Below are 20,397 nucleotides of genomic sequence, written 5' to 3'. Positions count from 1 at the left end.
GCGAAAGGGCCGACGGCCCTTTCGCCCGCCGCGCGTTCACCGCACGAGAGGATCGACCGGCGGCACCTGTCCCGGACGGCCTTCACGGCCCGCCGGGCTCAGGAACCGCGCATCTCGTCCGCCGCGGACCTCGCCTCGTGGCGGGCGTGCTCACCCGTCGTTCGGGCCGCGTCCGAGGCGCTGTCCTTGAGGTGTTCGCCCGCGGCCTGCGCGGACTCCCTCGCCTGTTCCTTGACGTGGGAGGCCGACTCCGCCACCGACCGGCGGACCGACTCGACCGCCGGTCCTCCGCGCTCGGCCACCCGTTGCGCCGCCCGCTGCTCGGCCCGGCTCTCGGAGATGACCGAGGCGGCCAGAAGACCGGCCCCGAAGGCGATCAACCCCGCGGCGATGGGATTGCCCTGCGTCTGTCGCACGGCCTGTTCGGGCACCGACTTCGCCATGTCGGTCGCCTGGTCGGCGGTGTTCCGGACGCCCTCGGCCGCCTCACCGGAGGAGGGGACCGATCCCATGACGCGGTCCTTCATCCGCCTCGTCTTGTCCCGCATCCGGCGAGTGCTCCGGTCCACGACGTTACGCGGGTTGGCCCGGTCCAGCAGGCGGTCGGTGTCATGGGTCAGTTCGGACCGGGTCCGTTCGATGTCCTGTCTTATCTGGTCGGGTGTTTCGCCCATTGCGCGTCCTCCTTGAGGGTTTCGATGGTGCGCTCCGGCTTCGGCGAGACCTCGCGCATCCGGTTGCGTCCCACGACGGCCAGCACCGCGGCGACGATCGCCCACACCACGGCGACGACCAGCGCGGCCCAACCCAGGCCGATGAGCTCGGCCAGACCGAACATGACCGCGAGGCTGAGCAGGAGCACGGCCAGATACCCGGCCACGGTGGCCCCGCTCAGGAGCCCGGCGGCCTTGCCCGCCTTGACCGCCTCCTCGCGGAGCTCGGCCTTGGCCAGCGCCACCTCCTGACGGAACAGCGTCTGTAGGTCGCCGGTCACCTCTCCGAGGAGTTCGGAGATGGACTGGTCCTCACCGACCGTCTCCGGCGGTGAGGTGCGGTCCTCCCCGCCCTTCTGCGGCGGTATCCCAGGAGTTGCCATGTCAGCCCCCTCAGTACTCGTGCCCCGGCGTTCCGCGGTCCGAGGGAGACGGACCGGGTTCCTCCGGCCGGGACGTGGCGTGTGTGGAGAACGAGGTCTCCCCACGCGGGCCGGCGTCGCTCATACGCGGTGCGGGCGGCTGGACCTGCTCACCGGCGGGGAGCACCTCAGGACGCCCCTCGTGGTCGTCCGTCCCGGAGGAGGAGACGTCGGAGGCGGCCTTGATGATCCGACCGACCGCGAACCCGGCCACGGCGGCTCCGGCCAGGAAGGCGACCGGCCTACGACGCGCGAACCTCTTGGTCTCCTCCACCAGGCCCTCCACCCCCCGGCGGTCCAGGAAGTCGGCGGCTCCACGGCCGCTCTGGGCGACCTGGCGTACGACGCCGCTCACCGGGGATCCGGGGTCACCGTTCTCCGCCATGGACGACAGTTCCTCGGACCACCGGCGCAGGTTCTCCGACGTCCGCCGGGCCTGTTCGTCGGCCTCCTCGCGGAGCCGCTCCTGCACGTCCTCCGTGACGTGTCGGGCCTCGGATCGGGCCTCATGGGCGAGGGAACTCGCCTGTTCCCCCGCCGTGGACGCCACCTCGCCCGCCGCCCCCTGGGCGGTCGACGTCAGACGCTCACCCGTTTCTCCGAGTCCGCCTCTTCCCTCTTGTGAGTGCATTACCGAGCCTCCTTGGAATCGGCCTGTTACCCGGTTGAGACCCGGCTACCCCGCAGCCGCCCGGCTATGCACGTCCGCACCGCACACCTCGGGACGAAGGAGGTCCTTCCTGGTGGAAGGCCCCACGAGTGTGCTCCCCGGAACCCTCGCCCTTCCCTCCCATTCGCGTGAGAGGCGGACCGGACACATCTCTCACACGCCGAAAAGAAAGCGTGCTAACGTGGGCGGAATTTCCGTCCGTGACAGCGCACCACCTTCCCAGGAAAAGAAAATCCATGGCGTCGAAGAAGGCCCGGGAATCGTCCTTACTGGCCCCCTACGTCTCTTTCACGGTTCTGTCCGCGACGGCTGATTTCCTTTTCGGCGCGATCTTCGTCACGATCCTGCTGGGGCGAGGGGTCGACCCGTGGCTGCTCGGTCTGGCGCTGGGCGCGGGAAACCTGGTGTCGCTTCTGATCGAGGCCCCGAGCGGAGCGCTGGGCGACCGGTTCGGGCACCGCAGACTCATGGTGGTGGGGTTGGCCCTGTGGGGCGCGGGCTTCGCGCTGTTCGGCCTCGCCAACGGGCTCGTGGCGACGTTCTGCGGCATGTGCCTGTGGGCGATCGGCTTCCCCCTTCAGTCGGGAACGCTCACCGCCCTGGTCGTCAATCGGATCGGAAGCCACGCCCGGACCGAACGGATCTCACGGACGGTGCGCTTCGGCCAGGTCGCGGGGAACAGCGGTGCGGTGTTGGGCGCGGCCTCGGTGATGGTCGCCGGAACCTGGTGGCCCGCCGACACCCTGGTCATGGCGGGCGGACTGCTGTTGGTGACGCTGGCGCTCCTGGCCCCGGTGTGCTTCCCCCCTTCTCCGGGACAGCCCGGGAGGCGGCTCACCACGATCATCCGGGACTCGGCCAGGTTGGTGGCCGGCCGTCGTTTCCTGCCCCTGGTGGCGCTGACCGCCTCCCTGACCGCCGGCACGTCCCTGCTGGTGGTGTCCTGGCAGCCGTTGCTGCTGACGACCCACGGTGAGGACGTGCGGCTCAACGGGGTGACCCTGCTGGCCATGACGTCGTCCCTGGCGCTGGGCGCCGTGTGCGCGAGGTTCGTCGACCGAGGGCGGCGCCCCCGTACATGGGCGCCGATGCTCGCGGCGCTGGTGGGCCTTCCCCTGGTCCTGACCGCGCACGGTCTCCTGCCGCTGGCCCTGGGGCTGGTGGCGGCGGAGTTCCTGATCGGCCTGACCGGGGTGCTGTCGGGCGTGTGGCAGCAGCTGATGTTCACCGACGCCGACCGCAACACGATGTTCTCGATGCTGGGCATGGTCGCGGGCCTGGTCAGGGCACTGGTCCTGGTGTCCTTCGGGGGGTTGTGGGAATCACTCGGGCTGACGTGGGCGGTGACCGTCATGAGCGCGGTCGGCGTGGTCACGGCGGTGGCCGCCGAGGTACTGGCCAGGGCACTGCCGGAGTCGACGCGGTTCACCGAGGCCACGGAGACCGGCCCCCGGGCCTGAGGAGGGCGCGTCCTTCGTCCGTGGAGCGGGAGAAGAGCGCGCCCTGGGCCGGTCACCGGCACACGTGCGGCGTGGACCTCAGGCGGGAGCGTAGGTGAGGCAGTCCGCCTGGGTCTGCTGGAGACCGACGGCGATGGCCGGCGCCTGGCACTCCAACTGGACGTTGTGCTGACAGTCGCCCATCTTGCAGGCGCCGACGTGACCGACGTGACCGGGGTCGCCCCCCTGGACGTCGGCGTCGAAGAAGGTGTCGCACTGGGCGTGGCTGCTGCTGTTCCCCACGGTGATGGCCAGTGCGTGGCAGGTGTGCTGGTCGTTGTAGGCGCAGGCGTCCACCTGGCACGAGTTCACCACGGGCATGTCCATAGCGGTCCTCCGAAGACATCGACGATGCATCAGAGGCTGCTGGACGAAGCGCCGGACTTCCGGTAGACCACTCCGTGCCGCCCGGAAGCCGACCAAGTCTTGGGGATGGCTTGGTGTGGGCGTCACCGGAACGGCGCTCGGATGACGACCGAGGTGGAAAGGGCCGCACCGCCGTTCGACCACGGCGTGTCAACTCCGCTCTCGAAGAGCGGACCGCACCGCATCGATCACTCTGCGCGCGCCTTCCCGAGGGTCCTCGTGCTCCCAGATCCGGACCACCGTCCAACCCGACGCGGTGAGTCTGCGGTCCGTCTCCTGGTCCCGCTCCCGGTTCCTTCGTACCTTTTCGGACCAGTACTCGGCGTTGGTCTTCGACACGGTGTGGTGTTCCCGACAGCCATGCCAGAAGCAGCCGTCCACGAAGACCGCGACTTTCGCGCGGGAGAACACCAGGTCGGCGGTTCTGCGAAAATCGGGAAGGGGTCGGGCGGAGACGCGGTACCTGAGACCCGCGGCATGGACACGGCGTCTTATCTCCCACTCGGGACGGGTGTCCCGGCCCTTGTTGGCCCGCATGCTCCGGCGGACGCCCGCGTTCGCCGCCCCGGTGGGTCTTCGTGCGACCACGGGACCATCCTAGGGAGAAGAACGGGTCCTCGTGAACGGGGACACCTGGGCGAGACGCCCGTGGGTCTTGGGGCGACAGGTCGTCCACAGGCCACCCGGATCGCGGACACGGGCCGTCCCCTTCTCGCACCCTGGGACCATGGCCTCTCTCTCCTTCCTCCCGGCGCCGCCGCCTTCGCGACGGCCGCCCGACGGTACGGCGTTCTCACCTGGTACCAGGCCCACGAAGCCGGGCTCACCAAGACCGACATCCGTCGGTTCATGCGGGCCGGTGACCGGCGGCGCCCCTATCCGCGCGTCTACGCCGTGCGGTCCCTGGTCGACCTCGCGGACCCGACCCTGCGCCTGCGCACCACGGTCATGGCCGCGCAACTCGCGCTCGGCGGGGATGCGTTCGCGGGAGGCGAGACGGCCGCCCGACTGTGGGGCGTCGAGGGCCTGCCCGCGTGGGACCACCGCACGGTGCACATGGTCCTACCGGGGCGCGGCTCCCATCGGCACGTCCCGGGGATCACCCTGCATTCCTGGAAGACGCTCCCCACGGAGGTCACCCGCCTCGACGGCGGCGCGCTCCGCGTGACCACCCCTGTGCGGACCTTGGCGGACACCCTCCTGGGGGTGGACAGGGAGACCGCCGTGTGCCTCATGGACTCGGCGTTCCACCAGGGCCTGGTCACTCCGGACCACATCCCGGAGATGGAACGGGCGAACCGGGGTCGTCGGTGAGCGCTCCCGCCCCGGACCGGTCCTGGCACAGGCTTCGGCTAGTCCGAGCCTGCGCCAGAACCGGTCCGGAAGCCCGAGAACCCAGGTCCCTCATTCACCGTGGTCAGAGCCGAAACCCCCGCGCTCTACCAGTTGGTAACAATTGGGACCAGGCCTCTTCCGATCCCTGGCGGCTGTGAGTGGGGACACTCTAGGGTTCCGCCATGGGTGTAATGCGTAAACGTGTCCTACTTCGTGTGCTTTTGGGCTTTCTTGCCGCCGTCGTGGTACTGGCCCTCGTGGCCGCGTTGCTGGGAGTCTGGACGGTCCGCAGGTCGTTCCCGCAGACCTCCGGCGAACTCACCGTCGCGGGCCTGGAATCCTCCGTCACCGTGCTGCGCGACGAGCACGGCGTCGCCCACGTCTACGCCGACAACGCCCACGACCTCTTCCTGGCCCAGGGGTTCACCCACGCCCAGGACCGCTTCTGGGAGATGGACTTCCGTCGCCACGTCACCGCCGGCCGCACCGCCGAGCTGTTCGGCCCCGACCAGGTGGACACCGACGTCTACCTGCGCACCATGGGGTGGCGGCGCGTCGCCGAGCAGGAGTACGAACTCCTCGAACCCGAGACCCGGCAGTACCTCGACTCCTACGCCGCCGGGGTCAACGCCTGGTTGGACGAGCACGACGGCGCCGAGGCGAGTCTGGAGTACGCCCTGCTCTCCGTGCTCAACGGCGGCCACGAGATCGAGGAGTGGACCCCGGTCGACAGCCTGGCCTGGCTCAAGGCCATGGCGTGGGACCTGGGCGGCAACATGCGCGAGGAGAGCGAGCGCGCCCGACTGCTCGACGCCGGGCTGACGGAGGAGCAGGTCGAGGAGCTCTACCCGACCTACCCCTTCGAGGAGCACCTGCCCATCACCGCCACCGAGGACCACCTGGAGGCCGGAACCGAGGCGGACCTGCGCGAGGCCGACGAGCACCGCTCCCCCGAGCTTCCCGACGGGGTCGCCGCGGCCCTGGGCGAGGTGGCCGAGGCCGCCGAGGACCTGCCGCGGATGCTCGGCCCCAGCACCAGCCCCGACCTCGGTTCCAACTCCTGGGTGGTGGGCGGCGAGCACACCGAGAGCGGCATGCCCCTGCTGGCCAACGACCCCCACCTGGGCGCGTCCATGCCCTCCACCTGGTACCAGATCGGCCTGCACTGCACCGAGCTGACCGAGGAGTGCCCCTTCGACGTCAGCGGGTTCAGCTTCTCCGGTCTGCCCGGTGTCGTCATCGGCCAGAACGAGTCGATCGCGTGGGGCTTCACCAACGTCAACCCCGACGTCATGGACCTGTACGTGGAACAGCTCGACGGCGACGGCTACGTGGTCGACGGCCAGACCCGTCCGCTGGAGACCCGTGAGGAGACCATCCGGGTGGCGGGCGGCGAGGACGTCGACATCGTCGTACGCTCCACCCACCACGGACCGTTGCTGTCCGACACCGCCGCGGGCGCCGACCTGGCACGGATCGCCGAGGACCCCGACCTGGAGGGCGCGGACGGCGACGAGTACGCCGTCTCCCTACAGTGGACCGCCCTGAAGCCGGGTGCCACGGCGGATGCCGTCTTCACCCTGAACCGGGCCCGTGACTGGGACGACTTCCGCGAGGCCGCCGGTCGGTTCGAGGTCCCCGCGCAGAACCTGATCTACGCGGACAACGACGGCAACATCGGCTACCAGACGCCCGGCGTGGTACCGGTCCGGGGCAAGGGCGACGGCCGCTACCCGGCTCCGGGGTGGGACTCCGACTACGACTGGAAGGAGTACATCCCCTTCGAGGAGCTGCCGAGCGTGTACAACCCCGACTCCGGCGTGATCGTCACCGCCAACCAGTCGGTGGTGGACGCCGACTACGAGCACCTGCTCACCGACGACTGGGACTACGGATACAGGTCGCAGCGCATCAACGTCCTTCTCGCCGACGCGATCGAGGAGGGCCCGCTCACCGTCGAGGACATGGAGCGACTCCACATGGACTCGTTCCACGCGGCGGCGGCCGACCTCGTCCCCCACCTGCTGGAGGCGGACGTGGACGGGACCACCGCCCTGGCCCAGGACCAGTTGCGCGAGTGGGACCTGTACGCCGAGACCGACTCCGCCGGCGCGGCGTTCTACCAGGCCACCTGGCGTCAGCTCCTGCCGCTGTTGTTCGACGAGCTGGAGCCGCTGTCCATGAGCGGAAGCTCACGCGGGATGTACGTGGTGGGACGACTGGTGGAGGACCCCGACTCCGCCTGGTGGCAGGGCGAGGAGGTCAGCGGACGCGAGGAGGTGCTGGCCGCGGCGATGGACGCCGCCGCCGAGGAGCTGACCGAACTGCTGGGCGAGGACCCCGCCGAGTGGCGGTGGGGCGACCTGCACACCCTGACCGCGACCCACGAATCCTTCGGGACCTCCGGCATCGGCGTGGTCGAGTGGCTGTTCAACCGGGGGCCGGTGGAGAGCTCCGGCGGAGCGAGCATCGTCAACGCCACCGGGTGGGACCCCGCCTCGGGATACGGGATCACCTCGGTCCCGTCGATGCGGATGGTGGTGGACATGTCCGACCGGGACGCCTCCACCTGGATCCACCTGACCGGCAACTCCGGACACGCCTTCCATCCCCACTACGACGACCAGTTGGAGCCGTGGAGCAGGGGCGAGACCCTGCCGTTCGCGGTCAGTGAGGAGGCGGTCCGCGAGGCCACGAGTGAGGAACTGGTCCTGAACCCGTGACGGTGACCGCCGAGGGCCCCGCCGACGGTTCGTCGGTCGGGGCCCTCCCCCCTTTCCGGGGAGGGTCAGGCTCGGTCGGCGGGCGGGAAGGGGAAGGAGACCCCCGTGAGTTCCTCCGAGAGCACCCACAGGCGCTTGGCGGCACGGCCGTCCCAGGCCTCTTCGCTCCGGCTGGACAGGGCCGGGGCGCCACGCGTGCCGCCCATGGACTTGGGCCCGGCGAAGGCCGCTCCGGGGACGTCCTGGGTGGCGGCGAAGATCGTGGGGAGGGCGCCGTTGGCCGCGCTCTGGCCGAACACCCGGCTGCTCAGCCGTGTGATCCCGCGGAGGAGGGGATGGGATCCATAGCCGTGGAGGTCGGTCGTCGCGTAGCCGGGGTGCGCGGCCGTGGCGAGCACCGTGGAACCCGCGTCCTCCAGGCGGCGCTGTAGCTCCAGGGTGAACAGCAGATTGGCGAGCTTGGAGCGGGCATAGGCCTTGTAGGGGCTGTAGCCGCGATCCATGGCGACGTCGTCGAAGTCGATGCCCTTGGCCATGCGGTGCAGGCTGGAGGAGACGGTGACCACCCGTCCGGTGACCTGTTCCAGGAGGAGGTTGGTCAGGGCGAAGTGGCCGAGATGGTTGACGCCGAACTGCGACTCGAAGCCGTCCTTCGTCTTGCCCTTGGGCACCGCCATGATGCCCGCGTTGTTGATCAGAAGGTGGATGTCGCCCTGCCACCGGTCGGCGAAGGCGCGCACGGAGGACAGGTCCGCCAGGTCCAGGTGACGTACCTCGGTCTTGCCCCTGACGCTTTCGGCCGCGACACGGCCCTTGTCCTCGTCGCGCACCGCGAGCACGACATGGGCACCCGCTCCGGCCAGTACTCGCGTGGTCTCCAGGCCCAGACCGCTGTTGGCGCCGGTGACGATCGCCGTTCGTCCGGTGAGATCGGGGATTCTGACCGCTGTGGTGTCCATTGCGACACGGTAAGGGAGTCGTTCGGGGGTTGTCCATGCCGGTGGTGACGACGCCGCGAACCCCGGTCCGCCGGGGCGGGCCTCCCCCTCCCGCAACCGAAACGCACGCCGCCACGTCCTATGGCCACTCCCCCCCGGGGGGTCGAGCCTGGACGGGTCCCGTTTCACCGGACCCGCCTCCCGGGTAGACCCCCGTTCGCGACCGATGCGACCAGCGAGGAACGGGGGAGCCATGCGGGCGTCCATCGGCGACTACGTGCACACGCACGGGGTCACCAGCACCGACGGGAAGCACACCGGGGAGATCGTGGAGGTACGCGGAGCCGACAACGGACCGCCGTACGTGGTGCGGTTCCCCGACGGGGAGGAAAAGCTCATCTACCCGGGACCCAACACGGTGGTGGAACCCCGGCACCCGGTGGACTGAGCATCCTCAGACCTTCCATCCGAAGCGCGATCCGGCCGAAGCCGGGGTCGACACTGCGGCGGGCACGACGCCCGCCGCCCCACGAGACGTCACTGCCCGCCGGACGGGGCACCTCGCGGCTACCGAGGTACCCCGGCGGCGCCGAGGAGGGGCCCATGAGGTGGAGGAAGTCCAGCTACAGCAGCAACCCGCAGGGGTGCGTCCAGGTCCGCGTCCCACGCAAGGGCATGGTGGAGATCGGTGACACCAGGGAGTCCCAGGGCCCCACGATCACCGTTCCCCATGCCGAATGGGAGAGCTTCCTGAACCAGGTCGTCAACGGCGAGAAGGCCCCTGGACGCCTTCCCAGCGTGCCTCTCCCCGCCGACTGAGGAACTGCGACACCCGGGCCGGTGACCCCACGGGGCCGACGTGGCTCACCGCACCGCGCACCACCCGCTTGGTCACTGGCCCGGTGGGTCCACGGTGGTCGGGTGACCGAAACCGTGGGGTCCTCTACCCGGAGAGGAGAAAGGACCCCGCCCCTTCCCACGAGAGGGGCGGCGAACCGGCGTCGAAGTGGGTCGGGGTTCGGTGACCGCTTGAGAACGGTTCCGCTGTTCGCCTGTGTGTGAGTTGGGCGAAGGTTAGAGTTTCACTCTCGACAGCGGGTACATAATGAGGGAACCTTGGGCGGCGCGGTTGGGGTACTGGAAGAGGCACCAGAAGCCGGACGGGCAGAAGGCCCTGGAGGAATTCGACGCCATGGGATGGAAGATCGAGGATCCTCCCAAGTACTACAGGGTCAAGTGCCCCTGTGGCAGCCACGCCAGGTCGATCCACCTCACTCCGGGAAACCCCAGGTACTTCCAGGAGAGCATCCGGTGGGCCAAGCGGCAGAGGTGCATGAAGGAGGAGGACCGGTGACGAGTCGACTCGCGATGATGGTGGGGACCGACCTTCACGTCAGCTTCTCCCATCCGGTCGGCCAGGACGAGTTCCACGACTACGCCGCTCGGCTGTTGGACGAGCTGATGACGCTGGAGGAGTGCGACAGCACCATCACCGACTCCACGGTGAGCAGCGATGCCGACAGACTCCTGTTCACCGTGGAGATCATCGTCAGGACCGACGACCCGGTCGAGGCCTCGGCGAAGGCCTCCGCGGTGCTGCGCACGGCGTTGCATGCGGCCGGCGCCGGGACACCACGATGGCCCACCGTGGATCGGATGGAGGGCCAGACGGGTTCCCTGTCGGACCTGACGTCCGCCTGACTCCGAATCCAACGAAAGCGCCCCGCTGCTCGCCACCCTCGCGTAACCCTCGACAAGCGGCCCGACCCTCGACAAGGCAGCCCCCACGACCGAACCGTGGGGGCTCCGGTGGGGGCGAGTCGTCCTCGGTCAACTGGACCGGGCGCTCACCCGTCAGCCGGTAGGTTCAGGAGTCCCCGACGTTGAACCACCACGCCCAACCGTCGGCCAGAAGGTGTTCGGCGACGAAGCGGTGTCCGCGACCTTCTCGGAACACGGTCGGACGGGCTGAGGAAGGTGGGCGTGCTCGGCCCTGGGAAAGGGATCATCGGCGTCGAAAGGCGATAGGTCTGAAGCCTGAACGAGTGCGCGACGGCCACCCGGGAGTTTCCTTGGTGGCCGTTCGTTCGGCGCGGTGACCTGCGCCTTCACCGCTTCTCGGAGCCAGCGAGGGGACTTGAACCCCTAACCTATCGCTTACAAGGCGATTGCTCTGCCAATTGAGCTACGCTGGCGGGCCTTCGTGGCCATGGTCATGGCCACGTCCCACCGAGATGGTACCGGGTCCGGAGCCGTCAGGCCTACTCGGATCCCCGTCGCACTCACCACGCCACCCGGGCAAAGATCGTGACAGAAGGTACATTTCGTCCGATTAGCCACCGCTCCACCCGGATAGGGGGAGGCAAACGCCCCCACCCGGGGGCGGAGAGGTGGGAAGGACATGGCCGGCAACAGAGGCGTCGTGTACCGCGGAACGGGCAGGGTCGAGGTCGAGGACCTCAACTACCCGGACTTCGAGATCAAGGACGGTCCCGGGGTCAACCCCGCCAACGTAGGCCGCAAAGTAGGACACGGAGTGGTCCTGAAGGTGGTCGCCACCAACATCTGCGGTAGCGACCAGCACATGGTGCGAGGGCGCACCACCGCACCCGAGGGCCTGGTCCTGGGGCACGAGATGACCGGCGAGGTGGTCGAGACCGGACCCGACGTCGAGTACATCAAGGTCGGTGACCTCGTATCGGTGCCGTTCAACATCTCCTGCGGACGCTGTCGTAACTGCAAGGAGCGGCGGACGGAGATCTGCCTCAACGTCAACCCCGACCGCCCGGGTTCGGCGTACGGCTACGTGGACATGGGTGGCTGGGTCGGTGGTCAGGCCCAGTACGCGCTGGTGCCCTACGCGGACTGGAACCTGCTGAAGTTCGAGGACCGCGACAAGGCGATGGAGAAGATCCTCGACCTGGCGATGCTCTCCGACATCTTCCCGACCGGCTACCACGGCTGTGTCACCGCGGGTGTCGGCACGGGGTCGACCGTCTACATCGCCGGCGCCGGGCCCGTGGGACTGGCCGCCGCCGTGTCGGCCCAGCTTCTGGGCGCGGCGGTGGTGATCGTCGGCGACATGAAGGAGGAGCGCCTGGCCCAGGCACGCAGCTTCGGCTGCGAGACCATCAACATTTCCGAAGGCGAGCCCGCGGAGCAGATCGACCAGCTCCTGGGCGAGCCCGTGGTGGACTGCTCGGTGGACGCCGTGGGGTTCGAGGCCCACGGAACCGGTGAGGACGCCCACAAGGAGGCGCCCGCCAGCGTGCTGAACACCGCCATGAACGTGACCAGGGCCGGTGGCTCCATCGGTATCCCCGGCCTGTACGTGACCGGTGACCCCGGTGCCGCGGACGAGGCCGCCAAGGAGGGCTCGCTGTCGCTCCGGTTCGGGCTGGGCTGGTCCAAGTCGCACGCCTTCTTCACCGGACAGTGCCCGGTCATGAAGTACCACCGGCAGTTGATGGGGGCGATCATGAACGACCGCGTGCAGATCGCCAAGGCCGTCAACGCCGTGACGATCCCGCTGGAGGAGGCCCCCGAGGGCTACCAGGCCTTCGACAAGGGCGCGGCCAGCAAGTACGTGCTCGACCCGAACGGTTACCTCGGCACGGGAGGCTGACGGTCAGCCGTGCTCGCGCAACATGCGCAGCACCGCCTCCTCCACACCGCCCTGGGTGGCGAGCTCTCCGGTGAGCGCCTCGTCGCCCAGGGCGGGCAGTGAGGCGGCGATCGTCACGCCACGCTCGTGGAGGTGGAAGACCCGCGGGTCGATGTAGGAGCCGCGGGCCACCGCCTCGGTGTTGCCCAGGTAGTCGGCCACCTCACGGACCACGTGCGCCCTCAGCTTCGCCAGGGCCCCGTCGTCCTCCGGCGGCACCGCCACCGCCAGCCCCACCGCCGCCAGGACCGTGGCGTGCCAGGTGCGGAACTCCTTGACCGTGTGGTCCTCCCCCGTGACCTCGCGCAGGTAGGCGTTGAGGTCGTCGCCGTCCACGTCGTGCCAACCGTCTTCGACCCGATAGGCGAAGATGTCCTGTCCCGGCGAACGCACGCGCTGGAGGCCGGTGATCACGCGGAGGATCTCGGGCTCGGCGCACTCCACCCGATGCTCCCTGCCGGATTTGCCGGGGAACTCGAACACGACCTTGCCCCCGCTGCGGTGGACGTGCTCGCGCAACAGGGTCGCCACACCGTAGGAGTCGTTCCGGGCGGCGTAGGCGTCCCCTCCCGACCTCAGGAAACCGAGGTCGACCAGCCGGACGGCCGCCGCCAGGACGCGTTCGCGCACCAGCCCACGCAGGCGCAGGTGCTCGGCCACCGTCCGCCTGAGTCCGGGGAGCAGCTCCGCGAAGTCGAGCATGCTGTCGTACTTGGCCTCGTCGCTCCTGCGTCGCCACTCGGGGTGGTAGATGTACTGGCGTCGGCCCGCGTCATCGGTGCCACAGGCCTGGATGTGGCCCTCGGGGAAGGCACAGATCCACACGTCGCGCCAGGCGGGCGGCACGACGAGCGCCTTGATCCTTCGCACGTGCTCGGGATCGGTGACCGGCCTTCCCTCGGGGTCGAGATAGCGAAAGCCCCGCCCGTGCCGCACGCGGGTGATGCCCGGAGAGGCGGGATCGCTGCGCCGCAGTCTCATGCCGTGCCCCCGTCACGCGTGACCGTGGTCGTCCCGGGACGAGTGAGCCTTCAGGGAGGGGCGGACCCGTCTCCGGAATCGGTGTCCCGTGCCCGCGTCAACCGGTCCTGGAGGAGCTCCAGGACCTCCATGCGGTCGGCGTGGCTCTGCTCGTAGGCGATCAGCTCGCGCAGCCGTTCCGAGGAAAGGGAACGCACGCGCTCCTCCAGGTCCCGGTACGACAGGTCCTCGTAGTCGGGCAGGGGAGGCGTCATCCTTTCCGCCGACATGTGACTCACCTGCACTTCCTCTGCGGAGAACGTAGCCGCACAGCTACCCCGGACGCCGAGGGGAAAACAGGTGGTCAGGCCCCCTGTCCCGTGTCCGCGGCCCGGCGTCGCGCCACCTCGTAGAGGGACACGCCCGCGGCCACGGAGGCGTTCAGGGACTCGGTGTCACCGATGGGGATGCTCGCGACCACGTCACAGGTCTCCCGCACCAGTCGGGACAGGCCCCGCCCCTCGGAGCCCACCACGAGCGCCAGCGGACCGGTGGCCAGTTCCAGGTCGGGGACGGGGGTCTCGCCTCCGGCGTCGAGGCCGACGACGAACACGCCCGCCTTCTTGAAACCCTCCAGGGTCCGGGTCAAGTTGGTGGCCTGGGCCACGGGCAGGCGGGCCAGGGTGCCCGCAGAGGTCTTCCAGGCGGTCATGTTGACCCCGGCCGAACGTCGTTCGGGGATGACCAGGCCGTGGGCGCCGAACGCCGCGGCCGAGCGCACGATGGCGCCCAGGTTGTGCGGGTCGGTGACCCCGTCCAGCGCCACGAGCAGCGGCGGGGCGTCCGACCTCAGCGCGGTGTCGAGCAGGTCCTCCGGCGTCCGGTACCGATAGGGGCGTACCTGGAGCGCGATCCCCTGGTGGGCCGCACCGGGCTGGCCGTTGCTGTCACAGCGGCGGTCGAGTTCGGCGCGGGTGACCTCCAGCACCTCCACCCCGCGCTCACCCGCGATCCGGGCGGCCTCGTTGACCCGGTCGTCGGGGTCGAGGCTGTTGACCAGGAACAGGCGGGCGGCGGGCACGCCCGCGCGCAGCGCCTCCACCACCGGATTGCGTCCGACCAGGAGGTCGGAGTCCGTTCGGCGGCGTTCACCGCCCTGCCCGGCCGCCGCCGGCGCGCCGGCGGGGCCGGGCCGGCGGGCCGCCTTGGCCCGTTGTTTGTCCTTGTACCAGTGCCTCTGCTCGGCGGGCAGAGTGCCGCTCTTTCCCTCCAGGGCACGACGGCCCTTGCCGCCGCTGCCCTTGGTCGGGCCCTTCTTACTCTTCTTCGCCGGCATGGTCGCCGCCTCCCCGTACGTGTCGCGGGCATGCCGGAAGCGGAGGCGTCCGGCTGGTGGAATGTCGCCGACCGACGTGAGCGCGGCGGCGAACTCCCACAATAGGGCCGTCCGGCCACCGCGCACGTCGGGTCAGCCGCGACGCAGCTCCCAACGAGGTCCCTCCGGGGTGTCCTCGACCACGATGCCCGCCTGGACGAGCTGGTCGCGGATCGCGTCGGCCGCCGCGTAGTCCTTGCGGACACGGGCCGCCTGTCGCTGCTCCAGGGCGACCGCGACAAGGGCGTCCACGACCTCTCTCAGCCCCTGCTCTCCGCCGGTCCACTGCTCGCTGAGCGGGTCCAGACCCAGGACACCGAGCATGGTGCGCAGCTCGGCGGCGATCTCCGCGGCCTTCTCCTTGCCTCCCGCGGCCAGGGCCGTGTTCCCCTCGCGGACGTGACCGTGCACGACGGCCAGGGCCTGGGAGACCCCGATGTCGTCGTTGAGCGCGGAGGCGAACTCGGCGGGCACGTCGGCGGCGGGCGCGACCCCGCCCAGCACCTCGCTCGCCCTGGTGAGAAAGCCCTCGACGCGCTGGTAGGCGGTGGCCGCCTCCTGGAGGGCCTCGTCGGAGTAGTCGATGATCGAGCGGTAGTGGACCTGGGCCAGGTAGTACCGAAGCTCCACCGGACGGACCTTCTGCACCATCTGGGGGATGAGCAGGGAGTTGCCCAGCGACTTGCTCATCTTCTCGCCCCCGACGGCGAGCATCCCGTTGTGCAGCCAGTACTGGGCGAAACCGTCACCGGCGGCACGGGACTGGGCGAGTTCGTTCTCGTGGTGGGGGAAGACCAGGTCCAGGCCTCCACCGTGGATGTCGAAGCCCGGCCCCAGGTACTTGGTGGCCATCGCCGAGCACTCCAGGTGCCAGCCGGGGCGCCCGCGTCCCCACGGTGTGTCCCAACTGGGCTCGCCCGGCTTGGCGCCCTTCCACAGGGCGAAGTCCCGGGGGTCGCGCTTGCTCCGGCCCGGGTCGGAGTCGGCCGACTCCACGACCTGGTCCAGGCGCTGGTTGGACAGTTCGCCGTAGGGCGGGTAGGAGCGTACGTCGAAGTAGACGTCACCGGAACCGTCGTCGGCGGCGTAGGCGTGGCCCGCGTCGATGAGGCGGTGCATGAGCTCGATCATCTCGGGCACGTGCCCGGTGGCCCGCGGCTCGACGGTGGGCGGCAGGCAGCCCAGTGTCTCGTAGGCGTGGGTGAACGCCCGCTGGTTGCGTTCGCTGACCCGCCACCACGGCACGCCCTCGGCCGCCGCCACGTTGATGATCTTGTCGTCGATGTCGGTGACGTTGCGGCAGAAGACGACGTCGTACCCCAGATGCGTCATCCAGCGTCGCAGGATGTCGAAGTTCACTCCGGACCGGATGTGCCCGATGTGCGGCGGTGCCTGCACCGTGGCACCACACAGGTACAGGGACGCGGTCCCCTCACGCAGGGGGACGAACTCGCGGACCTGTCGGGCACTGGTGTCATAGAAGCGCAGACTCACGTTGTCAAGCCTATCCCCTGTCCTCTCACGCACATGTCACAAACCAGCGGCCTTGGGCGGGCATCCCCTTCTCGGACAACCTCAAGCCGTATATGTGATGAGCCATATTCGGGAAGGTGGGATGTGAGATCATCCGACCTCCGTGGATCTCACTGACGAAGCCCACGTCGCCTCACCCCTGCGTATTCCGACAGGACGCACAGAAGGCCCTTGAGCCGGCTCGTCTGGAAGCGGCCATAATCATCCGGAATCTCGTGTTCACGACGTCGTCTGGGCTACGCTGCGAAGGCGATGGCCCCTTACAACAACGCCCCCGAGTCAGGAACACGGAACGGTGGGCCCGCGACAGGTCGCGGTGCGGGAGCCGGCGCTCTCGCCGGCGGTGCCCTGTTCGTCGGCCTCATCGCTCTGTGCGCCCTCGTCATCTCCTACAACGGCATCTTCCGCTTCGCCGAGTACGGCGGACACGAGGGCAGTGCCCTCGCGCACGTGTTCCCCCTCGCCTACACCCTGCTGCTGATCATGGCGTTCTGGGTGAGTTACGTGCTGCGCGGTGCGCACCCGCGCGACCGGTTCTGGGTCGACCTGGTGCTGATCCCGCTCCTGGTCCTCCTCGCCGCCGTGGCGATGGTGATGAGCAATCTGCAACTCATCGAGCGGGTGCACCAGGGCGTCGCGAACGTGATCGTGGCGGTGGCACCGCTCGTCGCGCTGCTCGTGGCGTTCCTGCTGTGGATCACCCTGCGCGCCCACATGCGCTCGCAACGCCGTGCGTCGGGCGTCCGCCCGCGCCCGGTGACCGATCCCACCACCGTGCTGCGCGCCCGCGCCGCGCCCGCCCCCACGAGGCGACCCGAGGATCTTCGCCGGGACGGTGAGGACGAGGCCGGCCGCGAGGAGCTCACCACGCGTCTGCTGCGTCTGGGCACCGACGACCCCGCCCTCGACCGGGACGATGACCGTGACCCCGAGCGCGAACCGACCGACGACCGGGACCAGGGCCCCGAGAGCGCCCTGACCCGTTCCGAGGAGACCGTCGGTGCGCTCGATCCGGACACGGCCCCGCCACCGCGGGAGGGCGGGGAGCCCGTCACCGACCAGGCCCTGCCTCGACGTGCCCGTGCCGAACGCAACCCGATCAGGCGCGCGGCCGACCGGATCCCGGTGGTGCCCACGGCGAAGACGCCGACCGACTCCGTCCCGGAGACGTCCTCACCGCCGGCCACGACCCCGTCGGGCCCTCCGGTCGGGGAAGCAGTGGACGGGGATGAGGAGACCGAAGAGGGCTTCGACCACGAACCGCCGCCCGGAGACCCGACCTCGGACGAGGCCGAGGCCCCGCGGGTCGCTCCGTCACCGGAGCCCGAGGAGGTCCCGTCGTCGGAGAGCGGACGAATCACGGCCGACCGACCGCTGGAACCGGCCCCCTCGTCGGCCGTGGAGACCGCGACCGAGCACGGTCCACCGGCGGGACGGGAACGTGGCACCGAGCCCGAGGACCCGGACGGGCCCACGGAGGAGGAGATCCCGGCCACCGCGTTCTGGGAGCCTCCCGAGGACGATCCCGACACGCTCTCCCGTGCCCTGGACGACTACGTCCCCCCGGTGTGGACACCGCCGGAGGACTCCTCCCCGTTCGAACGGGAGGACCCCGAGCCGGAGCCGGCGCCCACCTGGGTCCCTGAGACGGACTCCGAGGCGCGTAGCGCCTTCCCGGGCCACGACGTCCCCCCGGGCGCCGCGCGTCCCTCCGAGGAGCCCATCGCGCCCGTGTCGGAGCAGGGGTCCCAGGCCGACCGGACCGTGTCCTCCGACGACGGCGAGGACGAGGACGACCGGGCCCGGACCCCGACACGGCTGGACAAGCGCCCCATGGTGCTCAAGCCGCCCAGGCCCCCGATGCCGGACTTCACGGCGGGGCCGCCCTCACGTCGCGTGCGCAGCGAGCCGCTCCGCCCCGACGAGTGAGCCGGCGGGCATCGTCCGCGGGCGTGCGCGATCCGACGGCCCTGAGGAACGCGAGGAGGGCCCCCGAGGGGGCCCTCCGGTCGTGAAGGTCCCGCGCCCGGAACATCCGGTCGCGGGCCCCACCATCGCTCGCGCTTCGGAATCCGGGTGCTCACGGCGGGCGCGGCGGTCGACCCGCCCACCATCGCGTCCGTTCCTCGCTTACTCCACCGGGGCGCACAGGGCCGTCGCGACGGCCGCGATGCCCTCTCCACGGCCGGTGAGGCCCAGACCGTCGGTCGTGGTCGCCGACACGCTCACGGGCGCTCCCACGACCTCTGAGAGCGTCTTCTCCGCCTCCGCTCGCCTGGGGGCGAACTTGGGGCGGTTGCTGATGATCTGAATGGACACGTTGCCGATCTCGAATCCGGCCGCACGCACGCGCGCGACGGTCTCGGCCAACAGGTCGGCGCCGGAGGCGCCCTTCCAACGCGGCTGCGAGGTGCCGAAGTTGGATCCCAGATCACCCAGTCCGCACGCGGACAGTAACGCGTCGCAGGCCGCGTGGGCCGCCACATCACCGTCGGAATGGCCGCTTACGCCTTCTTCTCCCGGCCATTCCAGGCCGGCGAGGAAAAGTGTGCGTCCAGGAGAAAACGGGTGGACGTCTGTTCCGACGCCCACCCGAGGCATTTTCGTCATGAATTCACGTGATTCCCGAACCGGGCCTCAGCTCGTGAGAACTTCGTCGAGGAGGGCTTCGGCCTTGTCCTCGTTGGTCTTTTCCGCGAGAGCGAGTTCGCTCACCAGGATCTGTCGTGCCTTGGCGAGCATCCGCTTCTCCCCGGCGGACAGACCGCGCTCCTTGTCCCGGCGCCACAGGTCCCGGACCACCTCGGCGACCTTGTTGACGTCGCCCGACGCCAGCTTCTCCAGGTTCGCCTTGTAGCGCCTGGACCAGTTGGTGGGTTCTTCGGTGTGCGGTGCGCGCAGCACCTCGAAGACCTTGTCCAGGCCCTCTCTCCCCACCACGTCGCGAACGCCGACGTCCTCGGCGTTCGCGGCGGGCACGCGCACCGTCAGATCGCCCTTGTCGACCCTCAACACGAGGTAGGTTCTTTCCTCGCCCTTAATAGTGCGAGTCTCGATCGCTTCAATACGAGCAGCCCCATGATGGGGGTAGACAACAGTGTCGCCGACCTTGAAAGTCATGTGACAGGTACCCCTTCCGCTACCACAAGGATACCATGAATCCGTGACTTAACGTACCTATTAGCTTTGCGAACACGCAGGTCAGGCCGCTCTTTTTAGGGCTTGACAAAGGGTGCCCGGTACCCGTCACGCGCTTGTCAGGCCATACGGGATAGGGCTTCCGACCCTTCCGGCAACACCGTCACGACGTCCTTCACGGGCGGTTCAAGCGAGGTTCTGGAACGGCCGGCGGAACCCTCGGGCGACCCCGTCTCGGACGGCTCGCGGACCGGCGCCTCCCCCACCTCGGCGGTACCGCGCGCCTGATGGACCACGCCCGCGCGGAAGGGGTTCCGCTGGACAGGCCCGGCCCGTCCAGCCCGGACCAGGTCGTTCCCCGGCTCATCCCTCCGGCTCGTAGGCCTCTCGCTTCTCTCCCGTCACCATGTAGACGAGGTTGTCGGCGACGTGCACCGCGTGGTCGCCGAAGCGTTCGTAGAACCGGCCCACGAGGGTCACGTCCATCGTGGTCTCCACCCCGTAGCCCCACTCGGGCGCGAGAATGCGCTGTAGCAGTTTACGGCGCAGCCGGTCCATCGTGTCGTCGTCCTTGTCCAGCTCCAACGCCGTGTCGGGGTCGCGTTCGGCGATGACCTCGCCCGCCTTGGTCACCAGCAGTTCCGCCTGGTGACCCATCTCCAGGACGATCGACCGGACCGGTTTGGGGATCGCCGAGTCGGGGTGACGCCTCCTGGCGATCTTGGCCAGGTGGACGGCGTGGTCGCCCATCCTCTCCAGGTCGCCCCGCATGTACAGCGAGCTGATGATGGTCCGCAGGTCCAGGGCGACGGGCTGCTGACGCGCCATCAGGTTGAAGGCCGTGTCCTCGATCTCCTGGTCCAGACGGTTGATCACCTCGTCACCCGAGATGACCTCCTGGGCCGCGGTCAGGTCGCTGTCCAGCAACGCCGTGGTCGCGCGGGCGACCGCGTGTCGTGCGAGCCTCGTCATCTCGACGAGGCGTTCGCTCAGACTGTCGAGGTCCTCGTGGTAGGTATCGCGCATGGCCTCAATGCTCCCAGTGGTTGTTTGAAGGACTG

Annotated in this window: 22 protein-coding genes and 1 tRNA gene; 9 read left to right on the top strand and 14 right to left on the bottom strand. The window is 69.5% G+C overall.

Annotated features, from left to right (window positions below):
• Positions 1–98: 98 nt before the first annotated feature.
• From PFX91_RS04730 to PFX91_RS04720, 3 genes are read right to left on the bottom strand one after another with little or no spacing between them, the layout of a single operon-like run.
• Complete coding sequence (locus tag PFX91_RS04730) at positions 99–674, bottom strand: DUF3618 domain-containing protein (RefSeq protein WP_285729677.1); 576 nt, start codon at positions 672–674, stop codon at positions 99–101.
• The gene (locus PFX91_RS04725; RefSeq protein ID WP_285729675.1) at positions 650–1,096 is read right to left on the bottom strand and encodes a phage holin family protein; all 447 of its coding nucleotides are present in this window, start codon (positions 1,094–1,096) and stop codon (positions 650–652) included. Before PFX91_RS04725 ends, PFX91_RS04730 begins: the two co-directional genes overlap by 25 nt.
• A 10-nt stretch (positions 1,097–1,106) precedes the next feature.
• Complete coding sequence (locus tag PFX91_RS04720; protein ID WP_285729673.1) at positions 1,107–1,766, bottom strand: hypothetical protein; 660 nt, start codon at positions 1,764–1,766, stop codon at positions 1,107–1,109.
• A 275-nt stretch (positions 1,767–2,041) separates the two neighbouring features.
• On the opposite strand from PFX91_RS04720, the gene PFX91_RS04715 reads away from it, so the two are divergent.
• Complete coding sequence (locus PFX91_RS04715) at positions 2,042–3,265, top strand: MFS transporter (RefSeq protein ID WP_285729671.1); 1,224 nt, start codon at positions 2,042–2,044, stop codon at positions 3,263–3,265.
• 78 nt (positions 3,266–3,343) lie between these two features.
• On the opposite strand, the gene PFX91_RS04710 is transcribed toward PFX91_RS04715, so the two are convergent.
• Together PFX91_RS04710 and PFX91_RS04705 are read right to left on the bottom strand one after the other, a co-directional pair.
• Positions 3,344–3,625, bottom strand: a complete 282-nt coding sequence (locus tag PFX91_RS04710; protein WP_285729669.1) for a DUF1540 domain-containing protein — start codon at positions 3,623–3,625, stop codon at positions 3,344–3,346.
• A 195-nt stretch (positions 3,626–3,820) separates the two neighbouring features.
• Positions 3,821–4,258 carry a very short patch repair endonuclease gene (locus PFX91_RS04705; protein WP_285729668.1) on the bottom strand — a complete coding sequence of 146 codons (438 nt, stop codon included), beginning with the start codon at positions 4,256–4,258 and terminating at the stop codon, positions 3,821–3,823.
• Positions 4,259–4,318: 60 nt separating this feature from the next.
• On the opposite strand from PFX91_RS04705, the gene PFX91_RS04700 reads away from it, so the two are divergent.
• Together PFX91_RS04700 and PFX91_RS04695 are read left to right on the top strand one after the other, a co-directional pair.
• Entirely contained in the window at positions 4,319–4,984 is a 666-nt protein-coding gene (locus PFX91_RS04700) for a hypothetical protein (protein ID WP_285729667.1), read from the top strand.
• Between the two features lie 212 nt (positions 4,985–5,196).
• Complete coding sequence (locus PFX91_RS04695; RefSeq protein ID WP_285729666.1) at positions 5,197–7,728, top strand: penicillin acylase family protein; 2,532 nt, start codon at positions 5,197–5,199, stop codon at positions 7,726–7,728.
• A 65-nt stretch (positions 7,729–7,793) separates the two neighbouring features.
• Here PFX91_RS04695 and PFX91_RS04690 read toward each other — a convergent pair whose 3' ends face one another.
• Complete coding sequence (locus PFX91_RS04690) at positions 7,794–8,687, bottom strand: oxidoreductase (protein WP_285729664.1); 894 nt, start codon at positions 8,685–8,687, stop codon at positions 7,794–7,796.
• 232 nt (positions 8,688–8,919) lie between these two features.
• Between PFX91_RS04690 and PFX91_RS04685 the strand changes: the two genes are divergently transcribed.
• The 4 genes from PFX91_RS04685 (at position 8,920) to PFX91_RS04670 (ending at position 10,367) form a co-directional block, all read left to right on the top strand.
• Complete coding sequence (locus PFX91_RS04685) at positions 8,920–9,114, top strand: DUF1918 domain-containing protein (protein ID WP_285729663.1); 195 nt, start codon at positions 8,920–8,922, stop codon at positions 9,112–9,114.
• Between the two features lie 155 nt (positions 9,115–9,269).
• Entirely contained in the window at positions 9,270–9,485 is a 216-nt protein-coding gene (locus PFX91_RS04680) for a DUF397 domain-containing protein (RefSeq protein WP_285729661.1), read from the top strand.
• Between the two features lie 286 nt (positions 9,486–9,771).
• Entirely contained in the window at positions 9,772–10,020 is a 249-nt protein-coding gene (locus PFX91_RS04675) for a hypothetical protein (RefSeq protein ID WP_285729659.1), read from the top strand.
• A complete protein-coding gene (locus PFX91_RS04670) occupies positions 10,017–10,367 on the top strand; it encodes a hypothetical protein (RefSeq protein WP_285729658.1) in 351 nt (116 codons plus the stop codon). The genes PFX91_RS04675 and PFX91_RS04670 overlap by 4 nt, the downstream gene beginning before the upstream one ends.
• Before the next feature lie 421 nt (positions 10,368–10,788).
• Here PFX91_RS04670 and PFX91_RS04665 read toward each other — a convergent pair.
• Positions 10,789–10,861 (bottom strand) — tRNA-Thr (locus PFX91_RS04665).
• Positions 10,862–11,067: 206 nt separating this feature from the next.
• Between PFX91_RS04665 and fdhA the strand changes: the two genes are divergently transcribed.
• Positions 11,068–12,291 carry a formaldehyde dehydrogenase, glutathione-independent gene (gene fdhA, locus PFX91_RS04660; RefSeq protein ID WP_285729657.1) on the top strand — a complete coding sequence of 408 codons (1,224 nt, stop codon included), beginning with the start codon at positions 11,068–11,070 and terminating at the stop codon, positions 12,289–12,291.
• Between the two features lie 3 nt (positions 12,292–12,294).
• Here fdhA and PFX91_RS04655 read toward each other — a convergent pair whose 3' ends face one another.
• From PFX91_RS04655 to cysS, 4 genes are all read right to left on the bottom strand, one after another.
• On the bottom strand, positions 12,295–13,311 hold the full coding sequence (locus PFX91_RS04655; protein WP_285729656.1) for a DNA topoisomerase IB: 1,017 nt from the start codon (positions 13,309–13,311) through the stop codon (positions 12,295–12,297).
• Between the two features lie 50 nt (positions 13,312–13,361).
• Positions 13,362–13,580 (bottom strand): DUF8129 domain-containing protein, encoded by a 219-nt coding sequence (locus PFX91_RS04650; protein WP_502888258.1) that lies wholly within the window; start codon positions 13,578–13,580, stop codon positions 13,362–13,364.
• A gap of 74 nt (positions 13,581–13,654) precedes the next feature.
• Positions 13,655–14,626 (bottom strand): 23S rRNA (guanosine(2251)-2'-O)-methyltransferase RlmB, encoded by a 972-nt coding sequence (gene rlmB, locus PFX91_RS04645; RefSeq protein WP_285729654.1) that lies wholly within the window; start codon positions 14,624–14,626, stop codon positions 13,655–13,657.
• Between the two features lie 132 nt (positions 14,627–14,758).
• On the bottom strand, positions 14,759–16,159 hold the full coding sequence (cysS, locus tag PFX91_RS04640; RefSeq protein ID WP_285729652.1) for a cysteine--tRNA ligase: 1,401 nt from the start codon (positions 16,157–16,159) through the stop codon (positions 14,759–14,761).
• Between the two features lie 291 nt (positions 16,160–16,450).
• Between cysS and PFX91_RS04635 the strand changes: the two genes are divergently transcribed.
• Complete coding sequence (locus PFX91_RS04635; RefSeq protein WP_285729651.1) at positions 16,451–18,127, top strand: DUF2637 domain-containing protein; 1,677 nt, start codon at positions 16,451–16,453, stop codon at positions 18,125–18,127.
• Positions 18,128–18,328: 201 nt separating this feature from the next.
• Here PFX91_RS04635 and ispF read toward each other — a convergent pair whose 3' ends face one another.
• The 3 genes from ispF to phoU all read right to left on the bottom strand — a co-directional run bounded on the left by ispF (position 18,329) and on the right by phoU (position 20,362).
• Entirely contained in the window at positions 18,329–18,799 is a 471-nt protein-coding gene (ispF, locus tag PFX91_RS04630) for a 2-C-methyl-D-erythritol 2,4-cyclodiphosphate synthase (RefSeq protein WP_285730072.1), read from the bottom strand.
• Between the two features lie 36 nt (positions 18,800–18,835).
• Positions 18,836–19,318, bottom strand: coding sequence for a CarD family transcriptional regulator (locus PFX91_RS04625; protein WP_285729650.1), 483 nt, complete (start codon positions 19,316–19,318; stop codon positions 18,836–18,838).
• Positions 19,319–19,699: 381 nt separating this feature from the next.
• A complete protein-coding gene (gene phoU, locus PFX91_RS04620) occupies positions 19,700–20,362 on the bottom strand; it encodes a phosphate signaling complex protein PhoU (protein ID WP_285729649.1) in 663 nt (220 codons plus the stop codon).
• Positions 20,363–20,397 lie beyond the last annotated feature (35 nt).

Source organism: Nocardiopsis sp. ATB16-24 (assembly GCF_030271535.1).
Lineage (GTDB): Bacteria > Actinomycetota > Actinomycetes > Streptosporangiales > Streptosporangiaceae > Nocardiopsis.
This window is presented reverse-complemented; position numbering and strand designations above follow the sequence as displayed.

Coding starts and splice junctions, on each gene's coding strand:
- PFX91_RS04730 (WP_285729677.1), bottom strand. CDS start 674: ATGGGCGAAACACCCGACCAGATAAGACAGGACATCGAACGGACCCGG.
- PFX91_RS04725 (WP_285729675.1), bottom strand. CDS start 1,096: ATGGCAACTCCTGGGATACCGCCGCAGAAGGGCGGGGAGGACCGCACC.
- PFX91_RS04720 (WP_285729673.1), bottom strand. CDS start 1,766: ATGCACTCACAAGAGGGAAGAGGCGGACTCGGAGAAACGGGTGAGCGT.
- PFX91_RS04715 (WP_285729671.1), top strand. CDS start 2,042: ATGGCGTCGAAGAAGGCCCGGGAATCGTCCTTACTGGCCCCCTACGTC.
- PFX91_RS04710 (WP_285729669.1), bottom strand. CDS start 3,625: ATGCCCGTGGTGAACTCGTGCCAGGTGGACGCCTGCGCCTACAACGAC.
- PFX91_RS04695 (WP_285729666.1), top strand. CDS start 5,197: ATGCGTAAACGTGTCCTACTTCGTGTGCTTTTGGGCTTTCTTGCCGCC.
- PFX91_RS04690 (WP_285729664.1), bottom strand. CDS start 8,687: ATGGACACCACAGCGGTCAGAATCCCCGATCTCACCGGACGAACGGCG.
- PFX91_RS04685 (WP_285729663.1), top strand. CDS start 8,920: ATGCGGGCGTCCATCGGCGACTACGTGCACACGCACGGGGTCACCAGC.
- PFX91_RS04680 (WP_285729661.1), top strand. CDS start 9,270: ATGAGGTGGAGGAAGTCCAGCTACAGCAGCAACCCGCAGGGGTGCGTC.
- PFX91_RS04675 (WP_285729659.1), top strand. CDS start 9,772: ATGAGGGAACCTTGGGCGGCGCGGTTGGGGTACTGGAAGAGGCACCAG.
- fdhA (WP_285729657.1), top strand. CDS start 11,068: ATGGCCGGCAACAGAGGCGTCGTGTACCGCGGAACGGGCAGGGTCGAG.
- PFX91_RS04655 (WP_285729656.1), bottom strand. CDS start 13,311: ATGAGACTGCGGCGCAGCGATCCCGCCTCTCCGGGCATCACCCGCGTG.
- PFX91_RS04650 (WP_502888258.1), bottom strand. CDS start 13,580: ATGTCGGCGGAAAGGATGACGCCTCCCCTGCCCGACTACGAGGACCTG.
- rlmB (WP_285729654.1), bottom strand. CDS start 14,626: ATGCCGGCGAAGAAGAGTAAGAAGGGCCCGACCAAGGGCAGCGGCGGC.
- PFX91_RS04635 (WP_285729651.1), top strand. CDS start 16,451: ATGGCCCCTTACAACAACGCCCCCGAGTCAGGAACACGGAACGGTGGG.
- ispF (WP_285730072.1), bottom strand. CDS start 18,799: ATGCCTCGGGTGGGCGTCGGAACAGACGTCCACCCGTTTTCTCCTGGA.
- PFX91_RS04625 (WP_285729650.1), bottom strand. CDS start 19,318: ATGACTTTCAAGGTCGGCGACACTGTTGTCTACCCCCATCATGGGGCT.
- phoU (WP_285729649.1), bottom strand. CDS start 20,362: ATGCGCGATACCTACCACGAGGACCTCGACAGTCTGAGCGAACGCCTC.